Source organism: Actinomadura opuntiae (assembly GCF_030283205.1).
Classification (GTDB): domain Bacteria; phylum Actinomycetota; class Actinomycetes; order Streptosporangiales; family Streptosporangiaceae; genus Spirillospora.
In genome coordinates, this window is the sequence record NZ_JASNWF010000003.1 from 1 (window position 1) to 19,442 (window position 19,442).

Sequence of the window (19,442 nt, forward strand, 5' to 3'; positions counted from 1 at the left end):
AGACGCGACAAACCGCCTACGAGCTCTTTACGCCCAATAATTCCGGACAACGCTTGCGCCCTACGTATTACCGCGGCTGCTGGCACGTAGTTAGCCGGCGCTTCTTCTGCAGGTACCGTCACTTGCGCTTCGTCCCTGCTGAAAGAGGTTTACAACCCGAAGGCCGTCATCCCCCACGCGGCGTCGCTGCGTCAGGCTTCCGCCCATTGCGCAATATTCCCCACTGCTGCCTCCCGTAGGAGTCTGGGCCGTGTCTCAGTCCCAGTGTGACCGGTCGCCCTCTCAGGCCGGTTACCCGTCGTCGCCTTGGTAGGCCATCACCCCACCAACAAGCTGATAGGCCGCGAGCCCATCCCCAACCGAAAAACTTTCCACCACCAGACCATGCGACCAGTGGTTATATCCGGTATTAGACCCAGTTTCCCGGGCTTATCCCAGAGTCAGGGGCAGGTTGCTCACGTGTTACTCACCCGTTCGCCGCTCGAGTACCCCCGAAGGGGCCTTTCCGCTCGACTTGCATGTGTTAAGCACGCCGCCAGCGTTCGTCCTGAGCCAGGATCAAACTCTCCATCAAGGCCCAACGACCACCCCAGGGGGCGAACCCCAGAGCAGCCAAACCTCAGAAGAAAATCCCAGCAAACGATCCCGAAGGACCGTATTGCCTCAAAGAAATCCCCACCATCCCCGAAAAACGAGGACGGCCACGGGGCGATCCGACCCAAAAGCCGGATCGATAAAGGCACTGGCTTTTAACACGCTGTTGAGTTCTCAAGAAACGGACACCCACCGCGCCAGAGCCGCTTCCGCGGCCCTCGCTCCGGGGCAACCCTACTAACTTACCAGGTTCTTCCTCGCTGTCAAGCCGATCCGCGAAGATCTTTTTGACGGTCGAGGTTGCTCCTGGTTCCCCGCGCGTCGGATCGGACAGATCGATAATCTGTCGTGATCTTCCAGCGGAGACGCCCACCGGGCCGGCCGCCTCGTGGCGTCCTGCATCCCGTCTCGGGCTGACCTAGTCATCGTACCTCAGCCCGGGCGAGGCCCGAACCGTTTTCCGAAGACCGGTTCCCCGGGGCCGTCCGCCTGTCGACGTCCTGCATCCCTGGGGGTGGAAGAGACATTAGGAGCCCTCCGATAGAGCGTCAAATCAGCAGGCGCCCGACTCCGCCGCCACGGCCGCCCGAATGCCAGCGGCAGGCCCGATGACCTCCCTTTTCCCAGGCTTCGTGGGCTGGCTCACAGTGCGGTACCGTTCGCAGACCCGCGTCGCTCGCGGGGCCGGACTCCCCCTCCGGCCAGGCGGCGGCCGGTTTCCCCGTTCGCGGCCGGTCCCCGACGCCGGCCGAGGTCAGGAGGAACGCCCGTGACTGTCCCCGCAACCGTCCGCGCCTCCGCGGAGCGCCTGGTGGTCGCCGCGACGATGGGGCCGACGGTCCATGACGTGCACGCCTGGCGGTTCAAGGTCGTCGCCGGGCTCATCGAATTGCACGCCGACCCGGAACGGTTCCGGCCATTGCACGACCCCGCTGGCCGCGGCCTGCACCTGGCCAGCGGCGCCGCGCTGGTGAACCTGCGGCTGACCGCCGCCCAGCTCGGACACGAGGCCGTGGTGCGGCTGTTGCCCGACCCGGGACGTCCTGCCCTCCTCGCCACGGTCCGCCTCGCCGGACGGCATCGCGTCACGCGAGAGGAACGGCTGCTGTGCGCGGCCACCCTGCGCCCGTCCCCGACCGCGCCGCCTGAGTCGGGCGTGCGCCCGTTAATGCACGTCATCAATGAGCTCCGCGAGGCGGCGAGGCTAGAAGGGGCGGCGCTGCATCCGCTGCCGCCTGGCCGCGACGGCAGCGCGCAGCGCGTGGTCCTGACCACCGCCGGCGATACCCGGGCCGCATGGCTCCGCGCGGGACAGGCCCTGCAGCGGGTGCTGCTCAGCGGCACGGCCCGGTCCGTGGCGGCCTCGTTCAGCTTCGAGGCGGCGGACGTTCCCGGGGTGTGCGACGTGACCACGCCGGGCGAAGTGCCGCAGGCACTACTGGAGCTCGTCCAGGACGTCCCCGCCCGGTCCCGCCGGCGGCTATTCGAGCCGCCGGTAGACCGACAGCACGAAGGAGAGGGGCACTGGCAGCGGGTCCGGTAGCGGCCGGAGGCGCTCCCACAGCCGGTCCGCCGGGACGTGGTGGGCGCTGGGACCCATCCCGACGAGCGTCGCGACCTCCTCATGGGTGAGGACGGCCTCGTCCTCGATCCGCTGCCGCGAATCGAACTTGAAGTAGCCGGACAGGGCCGTGTCCATGCGCTCGGTCTTGCGTTCGTCGATCGACAGCAGCCCCAGCGACTCCACGAGCGCGCCGAGATGTCCGGGCGACGGCGTCACCGTGAAGAGGAAGCCCTCGGGGCTCAGCACGCGGTGGAACTCGGCGGCGTTGCGCGGGGCGAACACGTTCACGACGGTGGCGGCGGCGCCGTCCCGCACCGGGAGCGGGCGCCACAGGTCCGCGACGACGGCTCCGGCGCGGGGATGCGCCTTGGCCGCGCGGCGGGCGGCGTGCTTGGAGATGTCCAGGGCGAGGCCGATCGCGTCCGGTGACCGGTCCAGAATCCGGTTCAGGTAATGGCCGCTGCCGGCGCCCGCGTCGAGGACGAGGGAGCGCCCGTCGACCGTCCGGGCGACGCCGGCGGCGAGGCGCTCGGCGGGCGCCTCGAAATGGCCGGCACCGAGGAACTCGGCGCGGGCGCGCACCATTTCGGGCGTGTCGGCCGTACCCGGACGGGCATTGCCGGGCAGCAGGTTCGCGTAACCCTGCCGCGCGATGTCGAACGCATGCCCGGACGGGCAGAGCAGGCCCCGCTCCGCCAACGCCAGATCCCCTCCGCAGACGGGGCACACCAGGTACGGGACGACATCGGCGAGCATCCGTCCATCATCGTGCATCGGGGGCCCGCGGCGGGCGCCTCGGCCCGCATCTTTGCCATCCCGCCGCGCCCGTGACGACGGGGCGTCCACTGCCCGAAACCCGCCCGGCGCGCGGCCGACGCGCGGCGGGCGCCGCGCGTCAGTTCTCGGTGCGGCGGTGGACGTCCTCCATGTCGAGGGCGCGGACCTGCTCGATCACGTTCTCCAGCACCGGTTCGGGCAGCGCCCCCGGCTCGGCGAAGACGATCACGCCTTCGCGGATGGCCATCAGCGTCGGGATCGAGGCGATCCCGAACCGCTCGGACAGCTCGGGCTGGGCCTCGGTGTCGACCTTGCCGAACACGATGTCGGGGTGCTTGCCCGCGGACTTCTCGAAGACCGGCGCGAACCGCTTGCACGGCCCGCACCACTCCGCCCAGAAGTCGACCAGCACGATGCCGTCCCCCTGTGCCACCTCATCGAAGTTCTCGGCGGTGAGTGTGACGGTCGCCATGTCGGTTTCTCCTCTGCCGGGGTATCAGGACGGTAGAGCGGCTGCCAGCCTCGCAGTATTCCCCACCCGGGAATCACAGGACGGTAATTAGCGTTGACCTCATAGGGAGATCGCACCGGAGAAGGGTCAGGATGGCTGCAACCCGTACCAAGGGCGACAGGGTCGACGTCCCCGACAAGGATCTTGTCGGAGCGTACCTCGACCGGATCGGCCGTACTCCCCTGCTCGACGCGCAGGAGGAGGTCGATCTGGCCAAGGCGATCGAAGGGGGCCTGTACGCCGAACAGCTCCTGGAGGAGGGACGCACCCCCGAGGGCGCGTCCCGCGAGGAGCTGGAGGAGCTGGTCGCGGCGGGGCTGCGCGCCAAGCAGCGCTTCGTCGAGGCCAACCTGCGGCTGGTCGTCTCGATCGCCCGGAAGTACCCGACCGACTCGTTGCCCCTCATCGACCTCATTCAGGAGGGGAACCTGGGGCTGATGCGCGCGGTGGAGAAGTTCGACTACCGGCGCGGCTTCAAGTTCTCCACGTACGCGACGTGGTGGATCAGGCAGGCGATCGGGCGCGGGCTCAGCCACACCGCCCGCACGATCCGGTTGCCGGTCCACGTGGAGGAGGAGCTTTCCCGGCTGCGGCGCGCCGAGCGGCAGCTCGGGCGCGAGCTGGGCCGTGAACCGACCCGCGAGGAGCTCGCCGGCACGCTGGGCGCCGAGCCCGAGCACGTCGACGAGCTGCTGCGCTGGCGGCGCGACCCCGCGAGCCTCGACGCGACCGTCGACGACGCCGGCGAGACGCCGATGGGCGATCTGCTGGAGGACCCGGACGCCGTGACGCCCGAGGCGGAGATCCTGGCGCTGGACGACCTGGAGGGGCTCGGCCGGCTGCTGGACCGGCTGCCCGAGCGGGAGTCGGCGATCCTGCGGGCCCGTTTCGGGATGGACAACGGCCAGCCGCTGTCCTACGCGCAGATCGGCGCTCGGTACGGCCTGAGCCACAACCGGGTGCGGCAGATCACCGACCGTTCGCTGCGGCGGCTGCGGCAGCTGGCGACCGAGACCGACCTGAGCGGCCGCCGGGCGCTTGCGGGCGCGCCCGCCCGGACGGAGGAGCCGGTACGGGCCGCCGCCGGATTCCGCGCGGCCTGACCATTTGGACGCAGACGACTACATAACGTGATTATCTCGCCGATCGGGCGGCCTTGGAGTCGCCCGGTCGGCGTTCTGCTGTTCGCCGGTGGCGGACCGCTCCATCCCCGGCTGGGAGGAATCCCCCCAGAGCGCCCGCGCGGTCCTGACCGGCGCGTCGAGCGCGCGCGGCGCCCTATAGCCTTTGGCGCGTGAGTACTTCCAGCGTCTCGGGGGCGCTCGACGCCTGGCGCGACCTCCCCGCCCTCCAGCAGCCCGATTGGGACGACCCGGCCGAAATGCGCGCGGTCGCCGCCGAACTCGCCGCGCAGCCCCCGCTCGTCTTCGCCGGCGAGTGCGACCAGCTCAAGGCCCGCCTCGCGGAGGTCGCGCGCGGCGAGGCGTTCGTCCTGCAGGGCGGCGACTGCGCCGAGACGTTCGAGGGATCGAACGCCGACGCGGTCAAGAACAAGCTCAAGACGCTGCTGCAGATGGCGGTGGTGCTCACCTACGCGGCCAGCGTGCCGGTGGTCAAGATCGGCCGGATGGCCGGGCAGTTCGCCAAGCCGCGGTCCAAGCCGTCGGAGGTGCGCGGCGGCGTGGAGCTGCCCGCCTACCGGGGCGACGCGGTGAACGGCCTGGCGTTCGACGCCGAGTCCCGCCGCAACGACCCGCACCGGCTGCTGCGGGCCTACCACTGCTCGGCGGTGACGCTGAACCTGTGCCGGGCGTTCACCAAGGGAGGCTACGCCGACCTGCGGCAGGTGCACGCCTGGAACCAGGACTTCGTGGCGACGAGCCCGTCGGGGCGCCGGTACGAGCAGCTCGCCGGGGAGATCGACCGGGCGCTGACGTTCATGAAGGCGTGCGGGGTGAGCCCGGACGAGTTCCACAGCGTGGAGTTCTACTCCAGCCACGAGGCGCTGCTGCTGGAGTACGAGCGCGCCCTGACCCGCATCGACCACCTCAGCGGCCTGCCCTACGACGTGTCGGGGCACTTCCTGTGGATCGGCGAGCGGACCCGGCAGCTGGACGGGGCGCACGTGGAGTTCCTGCGGCACATCCGCAATCCGATCGGGGTGAAGCTCGGCCCCACGACCACCGCCGACGACGCGCTGGCGCTGATCGACCGGCTGAACCCGGAGCGCGAGCCGGGCCGGCTGACGTTCATCACCCGGATGGGCGCGGGCCGGATCCGGGACGCGCTGCCCCCGCTGATCGAGAAGGTGCACCAGAGCGGCGCCCCGGTCGCGTGGATCTGCGACCCGATGCACGGCAACACCTACGAGGCGCCGAGCGGGCACAAGACGCGGCGGCTCGACGACGTGCTGGACGAGGTCGCCGGGTTCTTCGAGGTGCACCGGGCGCTCGGCACGCACCCCGGCGGCATCCACATCGAGTTCACCGGCGACGACGTCACCGAGTGCACGGGCGGCGGCCACGGGCTTGTCGAGGACGACCTGCACCAGCGGTACGAGACGGCCTGCGACCCGCGGCTCAACCGCGGCCAGTCGCTGGACCTGGCGTTCATGGTCGCGGAGCTGTACCGCAAGTCGTCCTGACGCGGTCCGCTAAGGGCGGGGCGCGCCCGCCGTCACGCGCGGGCGCGCCACCGCAGCGGCGGCCCGGTGGCGAGCGATCGGCCGGGAGCGCGCCGTCAGATGCTGACCTCGGCCCAGACGACCTTGCCGCCGGTGACCGGGTCGGCGCCCCACGAGGTGGCGAACCGGTCGACGATGAACAGGCCGCGGTGGGACTCGTCGAGTGGGCCGGGGACGGTCAGTCGGGGCAGCTGCGCCGCGCGGTCGCGGACCTCGACCCGGACGCGGCCGGCCCCGCGCAGCAGGCGCAGCTCCAGGGCCGTGCCCGCGTGCCGGACGGCGTTGGCGACCAGCTCGGCGACGATCGCGGTGACGAGCTCCTCGCGTTCCATGAGCGCCCAGGTGCGCATGGTGCGGGCGGCGAGCCGGCGCGCGTACTCGACGGCCTCCGTCTGGGGCGCCGCGCGCAGCGTGGTCTCCGTCATGGGATCGGTCACTCCGCCCGCTCGCCGTTCCGCATCGTGGTCCGTCCCGTGTTCCGTCCTGCCCCGTCCGGCCGCCGCGGGCCCGGCGGCGTCGTGTCAGCGTCCATCGGCGGACGCCTCCTCCGCCGGTCCCTCGATCAGGAAGCGGTCGAGGCCGGTGGTGCGCAGCACGTTCTCGACCCGGCCGTAGGCGCCGGTGACGGTCAGCGTGGCGTTCTGCGCCCGCGCGTGCTTGTAGGCGCGGACGAGCACGTTCAGCCCGGAGGAGTCGCAGAAGTCGACGGCGGTGAGGTCGACCACGACGACCCGCTCACCGGCGTCCACGAGCTCGACCAGCCGGGCCCGCAGCTCGTCGGAGGAATGCAGGTCTATGGAGCCGCGCGCGGCGATCGTCGCGCGGCCGTCCTGTCGTGTCGTGTGCAAGGCAAGCCCCACGCCACCCCACCTTACCGATTGTTGGTCTCCATCATGACGCCCGCAGAACGATGAGGGCAACGTCGTCGTTCGAGGGTTCGGGGCCGAAGTCGCGGACCGCGCGCTGGATGCGGGCGGCCACGGCCCCCGCGCTCAGCCCGGTGCAGCCCGCCAGCAGCCGTTCCAGGCCGTGGCCGTCGCCGAGCAGGCGGGTGCCCGAGCGGCGCTCGGTGACGCCGTCGGTCACGCACAGCAGCACCTCGCCGCGGCGCAGCTCGATCGTGTCGGTGTGGAACTCCACGCCGTCGAACACGCCGAGCAGCGGCTGGGGTGAGGCGGCGTCGCGGACGCCGCCCTCCGGGTCGAGCACCAGCGGGAGCGGGTGCCCCGCGCTGGCGAGCCTGATCGTCACGCCGTCGCGGCGGCGGCGCACGGCGATCTCGCCGTGCAGCAGGGTGAGCAGCCGCCCGCGCTCGCCCTCGCCGAGGATCAGCCGGTTGAGCCGGGCCAGCACGGCCGGGACCGACATATCCTCGGCGGCGAGGATGCGCAGCGCGTGCCGGGCCAGGCCGGTGACGGCGGCGGCCTCCGGGCCGGTGCCGCACACGTCGCCGATGGCGAACCGCCAGCGGGACGCCGACTGCGGGCCGCCGGGCCGGACGCCGGCCTCGAACACGTCGTAGAAGTCGCCGCCGACCTCGCTGCCCTCCCCCGCCGGCTCGTACACCACCGCGACCTCCAGGCCGGGGATCTCGGGGATGCCGGGGGGCAGCAGGCTGCGCTGCAGGGCGCTGCTCATGGCGGTCTGCGCGGAGAACAGCCGGGCGTTGTCGACGGCGAGGGCGGCGCGGCGGCTCAGCTCCTCGGCCAGCTCGATGGCGCTGCGCTGGAACCGGTCGCCGGCGGGGCGGCCGATGACGATGCAGCCGATGCGCCGTCCCCGGGCGATCAGCGGGAAGGCGTAGGCCTGGTCGTCGGCGGTGCCGCCGGCCGCGGCGCGGATCTCGTCCGGCGCGCCGGCCGGGCCGTTCCACGGGCCGGGGGCGTCCATCGGGGGCGCCTCGCCGGCCTGCTCGAGCAGGTCGCGCAGGCCGTCGGCGCGGGTCTCGTCGGCGTGCCAGACGTAGGCCAGCCGCGCGGGCTCGGCCTCGGTGACGGTGTAGACGGCGCACCAGGTGGCCAGCCGCGGCACGACGAGCTGGGCGACCAGCGCCATCGTGCGCTCCTGGTCGAGGGTGCCGGCGAGCAGGTCGCTGGCCTCGGCGACGAAGCTGAGCCAGCCGCGCCAGGACCGTTCCAGCTCGCCCACCCTGGCCTTCTCCAGGGAGAGGGAGATCTCGTCGGCGAGCCGGCCGAGGCGGGCGCCGTCGGACTCGGCGAACCGGCCGGGGGCCGAGGCGACGGCCACCAGCAGGCCGGTGAGGCGGCCCTGCGACTCCAGCGGCGCGGCGGCCAGGGACCCGGCCCGCAGCGCGGCGGCGGCCGGATCGGCGGCGTCGGCGGCGACCCACGGGGACCCGGCGCGCACGGCGGGGGCCAGGCCGCCCACCGTCAGGCCGCCGAGCGGCATCTCCGCGGCGGTGCCGCTCGACGCGCCCATGATCAGGCGTCCGTCGCGTTCGGTCAGCAGCACGGCCGCGCCGTCGGCGCCGAGGACGTCCCGCACGGCCGCGACGGCGTCGTCCATGGCCTCGACCGCGGCCGGGGAGCGCAGCAGCCGGTCGCCGGCCGCGGGGGTCTCCCCCATCCCGTCGGCGTCGAGCCGCTCGCCGCCGAGCCGGTCGTCGCGGGACCGCGCGCCGGAGGCGGCGCCGAGCCCGGCGTCGGCGATGCCGTCGAGCCCGTCGAGCTCGGGCGGTGCCTGCTTCGCGGTGGGACCGCCCGGTGCCTGTTCGTCCTCGGCGGGCACCGGCGCGTCCCCGGGGTGGGCGGCCTCGCCGGGCGGCCCGCCGTCGTCGGCACCGGGGCGCGGCAGCCGGAACCACACGCCCTTGGTGCGGCGGTCGTAGGAGACGCCCCAGGAAACGGCCAGGCGGGCGATGGAGGGCAGCCCGCGGCCGCTGGAGGCGGTGACGCCCGGCATCTCGATGCCGCGGGTGGGGTGCCGGTCGCGGACCTCGATCTCAATGTCGCCGTCCTCCAGGCGGCAGGACACCTCGAAGGACGTGCCGGCGTAGGCGACCGCGTTGGTGGCCAGCTCGCTGGTGGCCAGCACCGCGTCGTCGGCCGACTCCTCCATGCCCCAGTCGGCGAGCACCTTCCGGACGAAGCGGCGCGCGTCCGCCACCGCCGCGGCGGCGGACGGAAAGGTCGCCGACGCCGTCTGCCGATCCAACTGCCGTCCCTCGTTCGAAGCCTGAGTACCCGGTCCGGCCATCGTGGCAGACCGGCCGGCCGCCCGGCCACGAGAGTCGCGAACCGGGGCCGCGGAACGCCTCTGACCTGGTGAGCGCGCCCCCCGTCACAACACGACAGACCGTAACACGAAGACTACGGGCCCCCGATCCGCGACCTATGCCGCGTGTCCCCCGTCAGCGCGCTATTCGGGTTCCGGAACGGCCGGCAACGTAGAGTACTGATGGGGCCGGGAGGCGGTCCGGACGGACCGGTCCAGCCCGGCGACCGCGGGCCAGGAGGAAGAAGAGCATGCCGCGTACAGCGTCCCGTGCCCGCCCCGCGGGCGGGTCTCGCGACACCACGCCGCGTTACAGCGACGCCGATCTCGAACCGCTGCTGAAGGCGCTGACCGCCGTCCGCGACGGCAGGACGGCCGCCGAGCTGAACGTGCCCGGCGAGGGCGCCGTGGCCGAGGCCGCGGCCATCCTCGACGAGATCCGGCGCAACGGCCACGACCTGGCCGCCGGGCTGTCCCGGGTGCGGCGCGAGATCGGCCGCGAGGGGCAGCTGCGCGGCCGGCTGGCGCCCGGACCGCTGCGCGGGAGCTGGGCGGCGGCCGTCGAGGACGCCAACGCGATCATCGACAAGCTGACCGACCTGGCCACCGGGATGCACCGGGTGGTGGAGGCGGTGGCGGCCGGCGACCTGAGCCAGCGTGTGGAGCTGCGGGTCCGCGGCCGGCCGATGCGCGGCGAGCTGCTGCGGATGGCCAAGTCGGTGAACGGCATGGTGGAGCTGCTGGACCAGTTCACCTGGGAGGTCACCCAGTTCGCCCGCGAGGTCGGCACGGAGGGGCGGCTCGGCGGCCAGGCCCCGGCGCGCGGCATGACCGGCCGCTGGCGGGACGTGACGGCGGCGGTGAACGTGATGGCGGGGCGGCTGACGTCCCAGGTCCGCGACATCGCGGAGGTCACCACGGCGGTGGCGCAGGGCGACCTGACCCGGAAGGTGACGGTCGAGGCGACCGGCGAGCTGCAGGAACTGAAGCTGACGGTCAACCAGATGGTCGACCAGCTGTCGGCGTTCGCCGACGAGGTCACCCGCGTCGCCCGCGAGGTCGGAACCGAAGGACGTCTCGGCGGTCAGGCCAACGTGCGGGGCGTCAGCGGGGTCTGGAAGAACCTGACCGACAACGTCAACGCGATGGCGAACAACCTGACCTACCAGGTCCGCAACATCGCGCAGGTCACCACCGCCGTCGCCGAAGGCGACCTGGGCAAGAAGATCACGGTCGACGCGCAGGGCGAGATCCTGCAGCTGAAGGACACCGTGAACACGATGGTCGACACCCTGTCGGCCTTCGCCGACGAGGTCACCCGCGTCGCCCGCGAGGTCGGCACCGAAGGACGCCTCGGCGGCCAGGCCAACGTGCCCGGCGTCAGCGGCGTCTGGCGCGACCTGACCAACAACGTCAACGGCATGGCGTCCAACCTGACCTACCAGGTCCGCAACATCGCGCAGGTCACCACCGCCGTCGCCGAAGGCGATCTGAGCAAGAAGATCACGGTGGACGCACAGGGCGAGATCCTGGAGCTCAAGGACACCGTGAACACGATGGTCGACACGCTGTCGGCCTTCGCCGACGAGGTCACCCGCGTCGCCCGGGAAGTCGGCACCGAGGGGCGTCTGGGCGGCCAGGCGAACGTGCCCGGCGTCAGCGGCGTCTGGAAGGACCTGACGGACAACGTCAACTCGATGGCGAACAACCTGACCATGCAGGTCCGCGGGATCGCCCAGGTGACGACGGCGGTCGCGCAGGGCGACCTGACCCGCAAGATCGCGGTGGACGCGCAGGGCGAGATCCTGCAGCTCAAGGACACCCTGAACACCATGGTCGACACGCTGTCGGCCTTCGCCGACGAGGTCAGCCGGGTCGCCCGCGAGGTCGGCACCGAGGGCCGGCTCGGCGGCCAGGCGCACGTCCCCGGCGCCGGCGGCATGTGGAAGGACCTGACCGACAACGTCAACGGCATGGCGTCCAACCTGACCTACCAGGTCCGCAACATCGCGCAGGTCGCCACGGCCGTCGCGCACGGCGACCTGACCCGCCGCATCGACGTCAACGCGCAGGGCGAGATCCTCGAGCTGAAGACGACGCTGAACACGATGGTGGACACGCTGTCGTCGTTCGCCTCCGAGGTGACCCGCGTCGCCCGCGAGGTCGGCAGCGAGGGGCGGCTCGGCGGGCAGGCCGAGGTCGAGGGCGTCTCGGGCACCTGGAAGCGGCTGACCGAGAGCGTGAACGAGCTGGCCCGCAACCTGACCACGCAGGTCCGCGCGATCGGCGCGGTGGCCAGCGCGGTCGCCACCGGCGACCTGACCCGGACGATCACCGTGGAGGCGCGCGGCGAGGTCGCCGAGCTGTCGGACAACGTCAACCTGATGGTCGCCACCCTGCGCGAGACGACCCGCGCCAACGAGGAGCAGGACTGGCTGAAGACCAACCTGGCCCGGATCGGCGGGCTCATGCAGGGGCACCGCGACCTGATGCAGGTCGCCGAGCTGATCATGCGCGAGCTGACGCCGACCGCGAGCGCCCAGTACGGCGCGTTCTACCTGGCCGAGGGCGGCGAGGAGGCCGAGCTGGTGCTGATCGCCGGGTACGGGACGCGGCGCAGCCGGATCGGCACGGTCCGGTTCGCGCTCGGCGAGGGCCTGGTCGGGCAGGCGGCGCAGGAGCGCCGGCCGCTGCTGATCAACGACGCGCCGGCCGACTACGTCCGGATCGGGTCGGGGCTGGGCGAGTCGTCCCCGGTCCACATCATCGTGCTGCCGATCGTGTTCGAGGACGAGGTGCTCGGCGCGATCGAGCTGGCCTCGTTCGGCCGGTTCACCGACGTCCACCTGGCGTTCTTCAGCCAGCTGATCGAGACGATCGGGGTGACGCTGAACGCGATCCGCGCCAACACCCGCACCGAGGCGCTGCTCGGCGAGTCGCAGCGACTCGCGCAGGAGCTGCAGGAGCGCTCCGACGAGCTGCAGCGCCAGCAGGGCGAGCTGCGGCACTCCAACACAGAGCTGGAGGAGAAGGCGGCGCTGCTGGCCCAGCAGAACCGCGCGATCGAGATCCAGAACTTCCAGATCGAGCAGGCCCGGCGGACGCTGGAGGAGCGCGCCGAGCAGCTGGCGATCTCCTCGCGGTACAAGTCGGAGTTCCTGGCGAACATGTCGCACGAGCTGCGCACGCCGCTGAACAGCCTGCTGGTGCTGGCCAAGCTGCTGTCGGAGAACCAGGGCGGCAACCTCACCGACAAGCAGGTGGAGTTCGCCCGGACGATCCACGAGTCCGGCACCGACCTGCTGGAGCTGATCAACGACATCCTCGACCTGGCCAAGGTGGAGGCCGGGAAGATGGAGGCGCACCCGCAGCGGCTGTCGGTCCCGGCGCTGGTCGACTACGTGGAGGCCACGTTCCGCCCGCTGTCGGTGGACAAGGGCCTGCAGTTCGGGGTGGAGGTCGCGCCGGACGTGCCGGCGACGCTGAACACCGACGAGCAGCGGCTGCAGCAGGTGCTGCGCAACCTGCTGTCGAACGCGGTGAAGTTCACCGCCGAGGGCGAGGTCCGGCTGGTGATCGAGCGGGCCGGGGACATCGACTTCACGCTGCCCGCCCTGTGGAACACCCCGGACGTGATCGCCTTCCGGGTGATCGACACCGGCATCGGGGTGAGCGCGGACAAGCTGCAGGAGATCTTCGAGCCGTTCCAGCAGGCCGACGGGACCACCAGCCGCCGCTACGGCGGCACCGGGCTGGGCCTGTCGATCAGCCGGAACATCGCCCGGCTGCTGGGCGGGGAGATCCAGGCCGAGAGCCAGCCCGGCCGGGGCAGCGTGTTCACGCTGTACCTGCCGGCCCAGTACAGCGAGCCGGAGGGACGTCGCCGGTCCGCGGCGCCGGAGGAGGCGGACGGCGAGGCGCAGGGCGCGCCGGCCCTGCCGGCGGGCGGCGGCGAGGAGCGCGGAGCCCGGCGCGCGGCGGCCGGAGCGGGCCGCGAGAACGGGCTGGCGGCCGGGCAGCGCGGCGCCGAGCGCGCGGGGCGGGCGCAGCCCGCGCTGACCGGGATGGTCTCCGAGCCCCCCGCCGACTTCGTCGACACCGTGCTGTCGGGCCGCAAGGTGCTGATCGTCGACGACGACGTCCGCAACGTGTTCGCGCTGACGTCCGTCCTGGAGGGATACGGGATGGAGGTCCTGTACGCCGAGGACGGGCAGGCCGGGATCGACCTGCTGCACCGCAACCCGGACGTGGCGATCGTGCTGATGGACGTGATGATGCCCGGTCTGGACGGCTACGCGACCACGGCGGCGATCCGGCAGATGCCGCAGTTCGCCGAGCTGCCGATCATCGTGATCACCGCGAAGGTGATGAAGGGCGACCGCGAGAGAAGCCTCGAATCGGGCGCGTCGGACTACGTGCCGAAGCCCGTCGACGTGGATCATCTCCTCGACGTCATGAGGAACTGGCTGCAACCCTCCGTCGTCCGCTGAGGAGGGGAGCCGTCCGGCGGGTAGGGTCGCCGGGGGCGTTGGTGGCATGAGCGCGGCCGCACGGCGGGGGCCGGACCGGAATCGGAGAGACGACGCGTGGACGACAAGGCGAAGATCCTGCTCGTGGACGACCGCGAGGAGAACCTGATCGCGCTGGAGGCCATCCTCAGTTCCCTCGATCAGGATCTGGTCCGGGCGCGTTCGGGCGAGGAGGCGCTGAAGGCGCTGCTCACCGACGAGTACGCGGTCATCCTGCTGGACGTCGTCATGCCGGGGATGGACGGGTTCGAGACGGCCCGCGACATCAAGCGCCGAAAGAAGACCCGCGACCTGCCGATCATCTTCCTGACGGCGGTGAACAGCGATCCCGACTACGCGTTCCGCGGTTACGCGGCGGGCGCGGTGGACTTCATCTCCAAGCCGTTCGATCCGTGGGTGCTGCGGGCGAAGGTGTCGGTGTTCGTGGAGCTGCACACCAAGAACAAGCAGCTGCGCGACCAGACGGCCCTGCTGCGCGAGCAGGCCGCGCTGCTGCGCGAGCAGTCGACGCTGCTGAAGGCGCGGGACGCCGGCGCGGCCCGGGGCGACGGGGAGGCCGGGGAGGACGATGGCCCGCGGGTCGCCGACCGGCTGGCCGAGGTGGTGGAGCAGGCCGAGACGGTGGGCAAGCACCTGCCGCCCGCGCTGCGCGGCGAGTACGAGGAGCTGGAGCGCCGGCTGGATCTGCTGCGGGAGGCCCTGGAGTCCGGCGGCTGACGTCCCCGCACAGGCGGTGATCGTCCACCGGTGATCGACTGGCCGTGTCCGGTCAGTGACGCTTCGCAGACGGAGGCGCCGGGGAGGGTTCCGCCGGGAGGTGGGCCGTGGACGTCGCCGGGCTGTTCCTCGCCGGCGCCGGGGCGGGGCTGCTGGCGGGCGGCACCACCTGCGCGGCGACCCAGATCGGCCTGCTGACCGGCGCCGTCGGCGGCGGTGCCGCGGGCGGTGCGGACGGCGCCGGTTCGCGGGCGGCGCGGCCGGTGCGGCAGGTGGCGGTGTTCCTGGCGGCGAAGCTGGTGTCGCATGTGGTGCTGGGCGCGCTGCTCGGGCTGCTGGGCGGTGCGGTGCAGCCGGGGCCGCGCGTGCGCGGGGCATTGCTGGCGGTCGCCGCGCTGGTGCTGGCGCTGTTCGCCCTTGACCTGCTGGGTTTCGGGCCGGCGCGGCGGCTGCTGCGGCGGCGCGGGCCGTCCGCACCGAGCCTCGGAGAGCCGGACGACCACTGCCAGGTGCCGCAGGGCGGACGCTCGAGGCGGCCCGTCGTGCTGGGGGCGGCCACGGTGCTGGTCCCGTGCGGGCTGACGCTCTCGGCGGAGCTGCTGGCCGTGACGTCGCGTTCGGTGCTGGGCGGCGCCGTGGTGATGGGCGCGTTCGTGCTGGGGACGGCACCGCTGTTCGGGCTCATCGGCGTCACGGTCGGGCGGGCGATGGCGCTGCTGCGGGGCCGGCTGACCGCGCTGCTCGCCGTGGCGCTGCTCGCGGTGTCGGGCTGGACGATGCTGTCGGGCCTGCGGCTCGGCGGCTGGCTGCCGTCGGGCGGCGGCGGGACGGCGGCGGCGGACGCGGCGCGGTCCGTCCGGACCGACGCGTCCGGCACCCAGGTCGTGACCGTGTGGGCGCTGGACCGGGGCTACCGGCCCGCGCTGCTGACCGCGCGGGCCCGCGTGCACACCGTGCTGGTCCTGCGGACGCGGCACACGTCCGGGCACATGCGGGTGTTCACCATCCCGAGCCGCGACCGGGACGTGTACCTGCCGGCGACCGGCGAGACGCGGGTCGATCTCGGCGCCCCGGAGCCGGGCCGGATGCGCTTCATGTGCGCGTCCGGCCACTTCCCCGGGGCGATCACGTTCCGCTAGCGCGCGGCGGCCGGGTCGGGATCAGGACGACGCGGCGAGCCTCGCGCGGGCGGCGGCGATGCGGGCGAGGGTCCGGTCCCGGCCGAGGATCTCCAGCGACTCGAACAGCGGCAGGCCCACGGTGCGGCCGGTGACGGCGACGCGGACGGGCGCCTGCGTCTTGCCGAGCTTGAGGCCGTGCTCGGTGCCGATCCGCTCCAGCCGGTCCTTCAGCTCGGCGGCGTTCCACGGCGCGTCCTGGTAGGCGGCCTCGGCGGCGGCGAGGATCGCGTCGGCGGGCCCCTTCATCGCCTTGCTCCAGGACTGCTCGTCCTGCGGCGGCTCGTCCAGGCACGCGAAGTCGATCATCTGCACGATCTCCGACAGCAGCGCGACGCGGGTCTGCGCGAGCGGCGCCAGCTCGGCGAACACCGCGACGTCCACGTCGAACGGCGCCTCCTGCAGGAACGGCAGGCACTCGGCGATGAACTTCTCCACCGGCAGCGCCCGGATGTACTCGCCGTTGATGGCGCGCAGCTTCTTGACGTCGAAGAAGGCCGGCGAGGAGTTGACGTCCTCGATGCGGAACTCGTCGACGATCACGTCCCAGGGGACGATCTCGCGGTCGCCGGACGGTGCCCAGCCGAGCAGCATCAGGTAGTTGCGCATGGCCTCGGCGAGGTAGCCCTCGGCCCGGTAGTCCTCCAGCGCGACCTTGTCGCGGCGCTTGGACAGCTTCTGCCGCTTCTCGTTGACGATCACCGGGACGTGCGCCCAGACGGGCGGCTCGCCGCCGAGCGCCTCCCACAGCAGCTGCTGCTTGGGCGCGTTGGACAGGTGCTCCTCGCCGCGCACCACGTGGGTGATGCCCTGGCTCATGTCGTCGACCGCGTTGGCCAGCAGGAAGGTGACCGACCCGTCGGCGCGGGCGATGACGAAGTCCTCCAGCACGGCGTTGTCGAAGACGGGCTTGCCGCGCAGCAGGTCGACGACGGTGGTCTGGCCCTCGTCGGGGGTGCGGAAGCGCAGCGCCCGGCCGGGGCCGGGCTCCAGGCCGCGGTCGCGGCAGAACCCGTCGTAGCCCTTGTGCTGGTCGCCGGTGCGGGCGACGATGGCCTCGCGGCTGCAGTCGCAGTAGTAGGCGCGGCCCCGCTCCTTCAGCGTCCGGGCCGCCTCGGCGTGCTTGTCGGCGTTGGCGGACTGGAAGTAGGGGCCCTCGTACTGCTCGCCGTCCATGCCGAGCCACGCCAGGGCGCGGATGATGCCCTCGGTCCATTCGGGGCTGTTGCGCGAGGCGTCGGTGTCCTCGATCCGCAGGACGAGCGTGCCGCCGGACTGGGCCGCCATCACCCAGTTGAACAGCGCGGAGCGGGCGCCGCCGACATGGAACATGCCGGTCGGCGAGGGCGCGAAACGTACCCGGATCGAAGAGCTCGAAGACATGCCCCCCAGGGTAGAGCGCGCGGGGGCCCGCTCGCGCCCCGATCAGGGCGCGCCGCCCGGCGTGGCGGGCCCCCGTCGCGGCGCGGCCCCCGTCAGGGCTTCCAGTACGGGTCGCGGCCGGCCAGCCCGAGGACGCGGTCGAGCAGCGGCGCGTCCCCGGGGACCGGGACCTCGGGTCCGAACGCGCCGTACTTGCGGCTGACCTCTGCGGTCGGGACGAGCTGCTCCCAGGCGGCCTGGACGACCTCCGGCGGGAAGCCGGGATCGCGGCCGGTGGCGACGGCGAGGTCCCAGCCGTGCACGACGCACTCGCCGAGGACGATCCCGGCGATGAACGCGGCGGGCATGCCCTCCTTGTTGCCGGTCAGGCTGGTGTTGCCCTCCCAGGCGGCCGGGTCGTTCCAGGCGTCGGCGGTCCTGCGGGCCTGCTCCTGGAACCGCTCGGCCCAGCCGGGCTCGGCGGTGAAGTCGTGGTCCTCGCCGGGACCCGTGGTGGGCTCCTTGCGCGCGGCGGTCTCGCCCCGCCCGTTCCACAGGATCAGGTGGTTGACCAGCGCGCGCACGTCCCAGCCGGGACACGGCGTGGGATCGTCCAACCGGTCCTTCGGGATCTCCAGGACGATCCGCGCGGCGACGTCCGCGGCCGGCCGCAGCTGGCTTCGGACTTCCATGACGACTCCTTCGCTCATTCGTTCGAACATACGTCCACGCTAGGCCGGTCGGCGGCGCGCCGTCTTGAAGAAACGCGACACCGCTAGCCTGGGCCGATGGGCCGACCCTTACCCGGCGGGACGCGCGGCATCCTGCACGCGCGGACGGGCCTGGAGCGCTTCCGGGTCGAGCGGCCGGCGCCCGCCCCGGCGCTGGCCCCGTTCGTGGCGCACTTCTGGGTGCTGCGCTGGGACCTGCGGGGCCGTCCGCCGCACCGGCAGCGGGTGCTGACCCGGCCGTCGGTGCACATGACCTTCACCAGCTACCTGACGAGCGGCGCGACGCGGGCGCGGATCGTCGGGGTGGTCCGCGACGACTTCGTGGAGGAGATCGCCGGCGAGGGCCGGGTGATCGGCGCCGCGTTCCGGCCGGGCGGGTTCCGGCCGTTCCTGGACGGGCCGGTGTCCGCGCTGACCGGCCGGTTCGCGGCGGTGGACGAGGTGTTCGGCGAGCCGGGACGGGCGCTCGCCGCGGAGGTCTTCGCCACGCCCGGCGACGGGGAGGCCATCGCCCGGCTGGAGGCGTTCCTCACCGGCCTGCGGCCCGAGCCGGACCCGTCCGCCGGGCGGGCAGCCGCGATCGTCGAGCGGATCGCGGAGCGGCCGGGCGTCGTCCGCGTCGGCGAGGTGGCCCGGGACGAGGGCATGAGCCCGCGCGCCCTGCAGCGGCTGTTCCACGAGTACGTGGGGATCGGCCCGAAATGGGTCATCCGCAGGTTCCGGATGATGGAGGCGGCCGAGCGGGCCGCGGCGGGGACGCGGGTCGACTGGGCGGCGCTGGCGATCGAGCTGGGCTACGCCGACCAGGCGCATTTCACCCGGGACTTCACCGCCGCCGTCGGCACCTCCCCCGCCCGGTACGCGCGGGAGGAGGGCCTGGCAGGATCGGGCCATGACGGACCCCCGCGCGACCCCCGGCCCCCTCGATGACCTGACGGCCTTCCACCGGCTCGCCGCGGAGCGGCTGGCCGGCTTCGAGCACACGACCGTCCCGGACGCGCCCGGCCTGCGCCGCGCCGGGGTGGTGCTGTGCGTCGTGGCGGACGGCGGCGTCCCGTCGGTGATCGTGATCAAGCGGGCGTACAAGGGGCGCAACGCCGGGCAGTGGGGGCTGCCCGGCGGGCGGCTGGAGGACGGCGAGACCGCCGAGGAGGCGGCGCTGCGGGAACTGCGGGAGGAGATCGGCCTGCGCGCGGGGCCGGGCGACGTGATCGGCCGGCTGGACGACTTCCCCGCGACGTCCGGTTTCGCGATCACCCCGGTCGTGGCCGTCCTGCACGATCCGGGGCCGCTGGCGCCGAACCCGGACGAGGTCCATTCCGTCCACTACACGAGCCTGCGCAAGCTCGCCGACGACGGCACCCCGAAGTGGGTGGCGCTGCCGGACGGTGGCAGCCTGCTGCAGATGTGGCTCGGGCCGAACTGGCGGGTGCACGCCCCGACCGGCGCCATGCTGTGGCAGTTCCGGGAGGTCGTGCTCCTCGGGCGCGATGCCAGGGTGGCGGACTTCGCCCAGCCCGACTGGACCCGCAACTAGCGGGCCCGGCCGGGCGGGTCGCGGG

At 72.7% G+C, this 19,442-nt stretch carries 15 protein-coding genes and 1 rRNA gene; 8 read left to right on the forward strand and 8 right to left on the reverse strand.

Annotation, left to right across the window (positions count from 1 at the left end; translation table 11 throughout):
- Window positions 1-574: ribosomal RNA gene (locus QP089_RS06295) — 16S ribosomal RNA — on the reverse strand; the annotation flags it as partial.
- A 789-nt stretch (window positions 575-1,363) separates the two neighbouring features.
- Here QP089_RS06295 and QP089_RS06300 point away from each other — a divergent pair.
- Window positions 1,364-2,137: a hypothetical protein gene (locus QP089_RS06300; protein ID WP_285910368.1), complete on the forward strand. Its 774-nt coding sequence runs from the start codon at window positions 1,364-1,366 to the stop codon at window positions 2,135-2,137.
- Here QP089_RS06300 and QP089_RS06305 read toward each other — a convergent pair.
- Together QP089_RS06305 and trxA are read right to left on the reverse strand one after the other, a co-directional pair.
- Window positions 2,075-2,914 (reverse strand): putative RNA methyltransferase, encoded by an 840-nt coding sequence (locus tag QP089_RS06305; protein ID WP_285910369.1) that lies wholly within the window; start codon window positions 2,912-2,914, stop codon window positions 2,075-2,077. The genes QP089_RS06300 and QP089_RS06305 overlap by 63 nt on opposite strands.
- 139 nt (window positions 2,915-3,053) lie before the next feature.
- Window positions 3,054-3,407 (reverse strand): thioredoxin, encoded by a 354-nt coding sequence (trxA, locus tag QP089_RS06310; protein WP_285910370.1) that lies wholly within the window; start codon window positions 3,405-3,407, stop codon window positions 3,054-3,056.
- A 131-nt stretch (window positions 3,408-3,538) separates the two neighbouring features.
- On the opposite strand from trxA, the gene QP089_RS06315 reads away from it, so the two are divergent.
- Together QP089_RS06315 and QP089_RS06320 are read left to right on the forward strand one after the other, a co-directional pair.
- Window positions 3,539-4,549 carry a sigma-70 family RNA polymerase sigma factor gene (locus QP089_RS06315; RefSeq protein WP_285910371.1) on the forward strand — a complete coding sequence of 337 codons (1,011 nt, stop codon included), beginning with the start codon at window positions 3,539-3,541 and terminating at the stop codon, window positions 4,547-4,549.
- Between the two features lie 191 nt (window positions 4,550-4,740).
- A complete protein-coding gene (locus QP089_RS06320; protein ID WP_285910372.1) occupies window positions 4,741-6,090 on the forward strand; it encodes a class II 3-deoxy-7-phosphoheptulonate synthase in 1,350 nt (449 codons plus the stop codon).
- Window positions 6,091-6,185: 95 nt separating this feature from the next.
- Here the strand turns inward: QP089_RS06320 and QP089_RS06325 are convergent, their stop codons facing one another.
- The 3 genes from QP089_RS06325 to QP089_RS06335 all read right to left on the reverse strand — a co-directional run bounded on the left by QP089_RS06325 (window position 6,186) and on the right by QP089_RS06335 (window position 9,303).
- The gene (locus tag QP089_RS06325) at window positions 6,186-6,554 is read right to left on the reverse strand and encodes an ATP-binding protein (protein ID WP_034517645.1); all 369 of its coding nucleotides are present in this window, start codon (window positions 6,552-6,554) and stop codon (window positions 6,186-6,188) included.
- 96 nt (window positions 6,555-6,650) lie between these two features.
- A complete protein-coding gene (locus QP089_RS06330; protein ID WP_285910373.1) occupies window positions 6,651-6,989 on the reverse strand; it encodes an STAS domain-containing protein in 339 nt (112 codons plus the stop codon).
- Between the two features lie 31 nt (window positions 6,990-7,020).
- Window positions 7,021-9,303 carry a SpoIIE family protein phosphatase gene (locus tag QP089_RS06335; protein ID WP_285910375.1) on the reverse strand — a complete coding sequence of 761 codons (2,283 nt, stop codon included), beginning with the start codon at window positions 9,301-9,303 and terminating at the stop codon, window positions 7,021-7,023.
- A 311-nt stretch (window positions 9,304-9,614) separates the two neighbouring features.
- On the opposite strand from QP089_RS06335, the gene QP089_RS06340 reads away from it, so the two are divergent.
- From QP089_RS06340 to QP089_RS06350, 3 genes are all read left to right on the forward strand, one after another.
- Window positions 9,615-13,853, forward strand: a complete 4,239-nt coding sequence (locus QP089_RS06340) for a HAMP domain-containing protein (protein WP_285910376.1) — start codon at window positions 9,615-9,617, stop codon at window positions 13,851-13,853.
- A gap of 96 nt (window positions 13,854-13,949) precedes the next feature.
- Window positions 13,950-14,609, forward strand: coding sequence for a response regulator (locus QP089_RS06345; RefSeq protein ID WP_285910377.1), 660 nt, complete (start codon window positions 13,950-13,952; stop codon window positions 14,607-14,609).
- A gap of 107 nt (window positions 14,610-14,716) precedes the next feature.
- Entirely contained in the window at window positions 14,717-15,748 is a 1,032-nt protein-coding gene (locus QP089_RS06350; protein WP_285910378.1) for an urease accessory protein UreH domain-containing protein, read from the forward strand.
- 21 nt (window positions 15,749-15,769) lie between these two features.
- Here the strand turns inward: QP089_RS06350 and gltX are convergent, their stop codons facing one another.
- Window positions 15,770-17,170, reverse strand: coding sequence for a glutamate--tRNA ligase (gene gltX / locus QP089_RS06355; protein ID WP_285910379.1), 1,401 nt, complete (start codon window positions 17,168-17,170; stop codon window positions 15,770-15,772).
- A gap of 92 nt (window positions 17,171-17,262) precedes the next feature.
- A complete protein-coding gene (locus QP089_RS06360; RefSeq protein WP_285910381.1) occupies window positions 17,263-17,841 on the reverse strand; it encodes a TIGR03086 family metal-binding protein in 579 nt (192 codons plus the stop codon).
- Between the two features lie 96 nt (window positions 17,842-17,937).
- On the opposite strand from QP089_RS06360, the gene QP089_RS06365 reads away from it, so the two are divergent.
- Together QP089_RS06365 and QP089_RS06370 are read left to right on the forward strand one after the other, a co-directional pair.
- On the forward strand, window positions 17,938-18,810 hold the full coding sequence (locus tag QP089_RS06365) for a helix-turn-helix domain-containing protein (RefSeq protein ID WP_285910382.1): 873 nt from the start codon (window positions 17,938-17,940) through the stop codon (window positions 18,808-18,810).
- A complete protein-coding gene (locus QP089_RS06370; RefSeq protein ID WP_285910383.1) occupies window positions 18,773-19,417 on the forward strand; it encodes an NUDIX hydrolase in 645 nt (214 codons plus the stop codon). The genes QP089_RS06365 and QP089_RS06370 overlap by 38 nt, the downstream gene beginning before the upstream one ends.
- Window positions 19,418-19,442: the final 25 nt, after the last annotated feature.

What these genes read in the sequence shown, in the direction of transcription:
- QP089_RS06305 (WP_285910369.1), bottom strand. Translation starts at nt 2,914, where the DNA reads ATGCTCGCCGATGTCGTCCCGTACCTGGTGTGCCCCGTCTGCGGAGGG.
- trxA (WP_285910370.1), bottom strand. Translation starts at nt 3,407, where the DNA reads ATGGCGACCGTCACACTCACCGCCGAGAACTTCGATGAGGTGGCACAG.
- QP089_RS06315 (WP_285910371.1), top strand. Translation starts at nt 3,539, where the DNA reads ATGGCTGCAACCCGTACCAAGGGCGACAGGGTCGACGTCCCCGACAAG.
- QP089_RS06325 (WP_034517645.1), bottom strand. Translation starts at nt 6,554, where the DNA reads ATGACGGAGACCACGCTGCGCGCGGCGCCCCAGACGGAGGCCGTCGAG.
- QP089_RS06340 (WP_285910376.1), top strand. Translation starts at nt 9,615, where the DNA reads ATGCCGCGTACAGCGTCCCGTGCCCGCCCCGCGGGCGGGTCTCGCGAC.
- gltX (WP_285910379.1), bottom strand. Translation starts at nt 17,170, where the DNA reads ATGTCTTCGAGCTCTTCGATCCGGGTACGTTTCGCGCCCTCGCCGACC.
- QP089_RS06360 (WP_285910381.1), bottom strand. Translation starts at nt 17,841, where the DNA reads ATGGAAGTCCGAAGCCAGCTGCGGCCGGCCGCGGACGTCGCCGCGCGG.
- QP089_RS06365 (WP_285910382.1), top strand. Translation starts at nt 17,938, where the DNA reads ATGGGCCGACCCTTACCCGGCGGGACGCGCGGCATCCTGCACGCGCGG.
- QP089_RS06370 (WP_285910383.1), top strand. Translation starts at nt 18,773, where the DNA reads ATGACGGACCCCCGCGCGACCCCCGGCCCCCTCGATGACCTGACGGCC.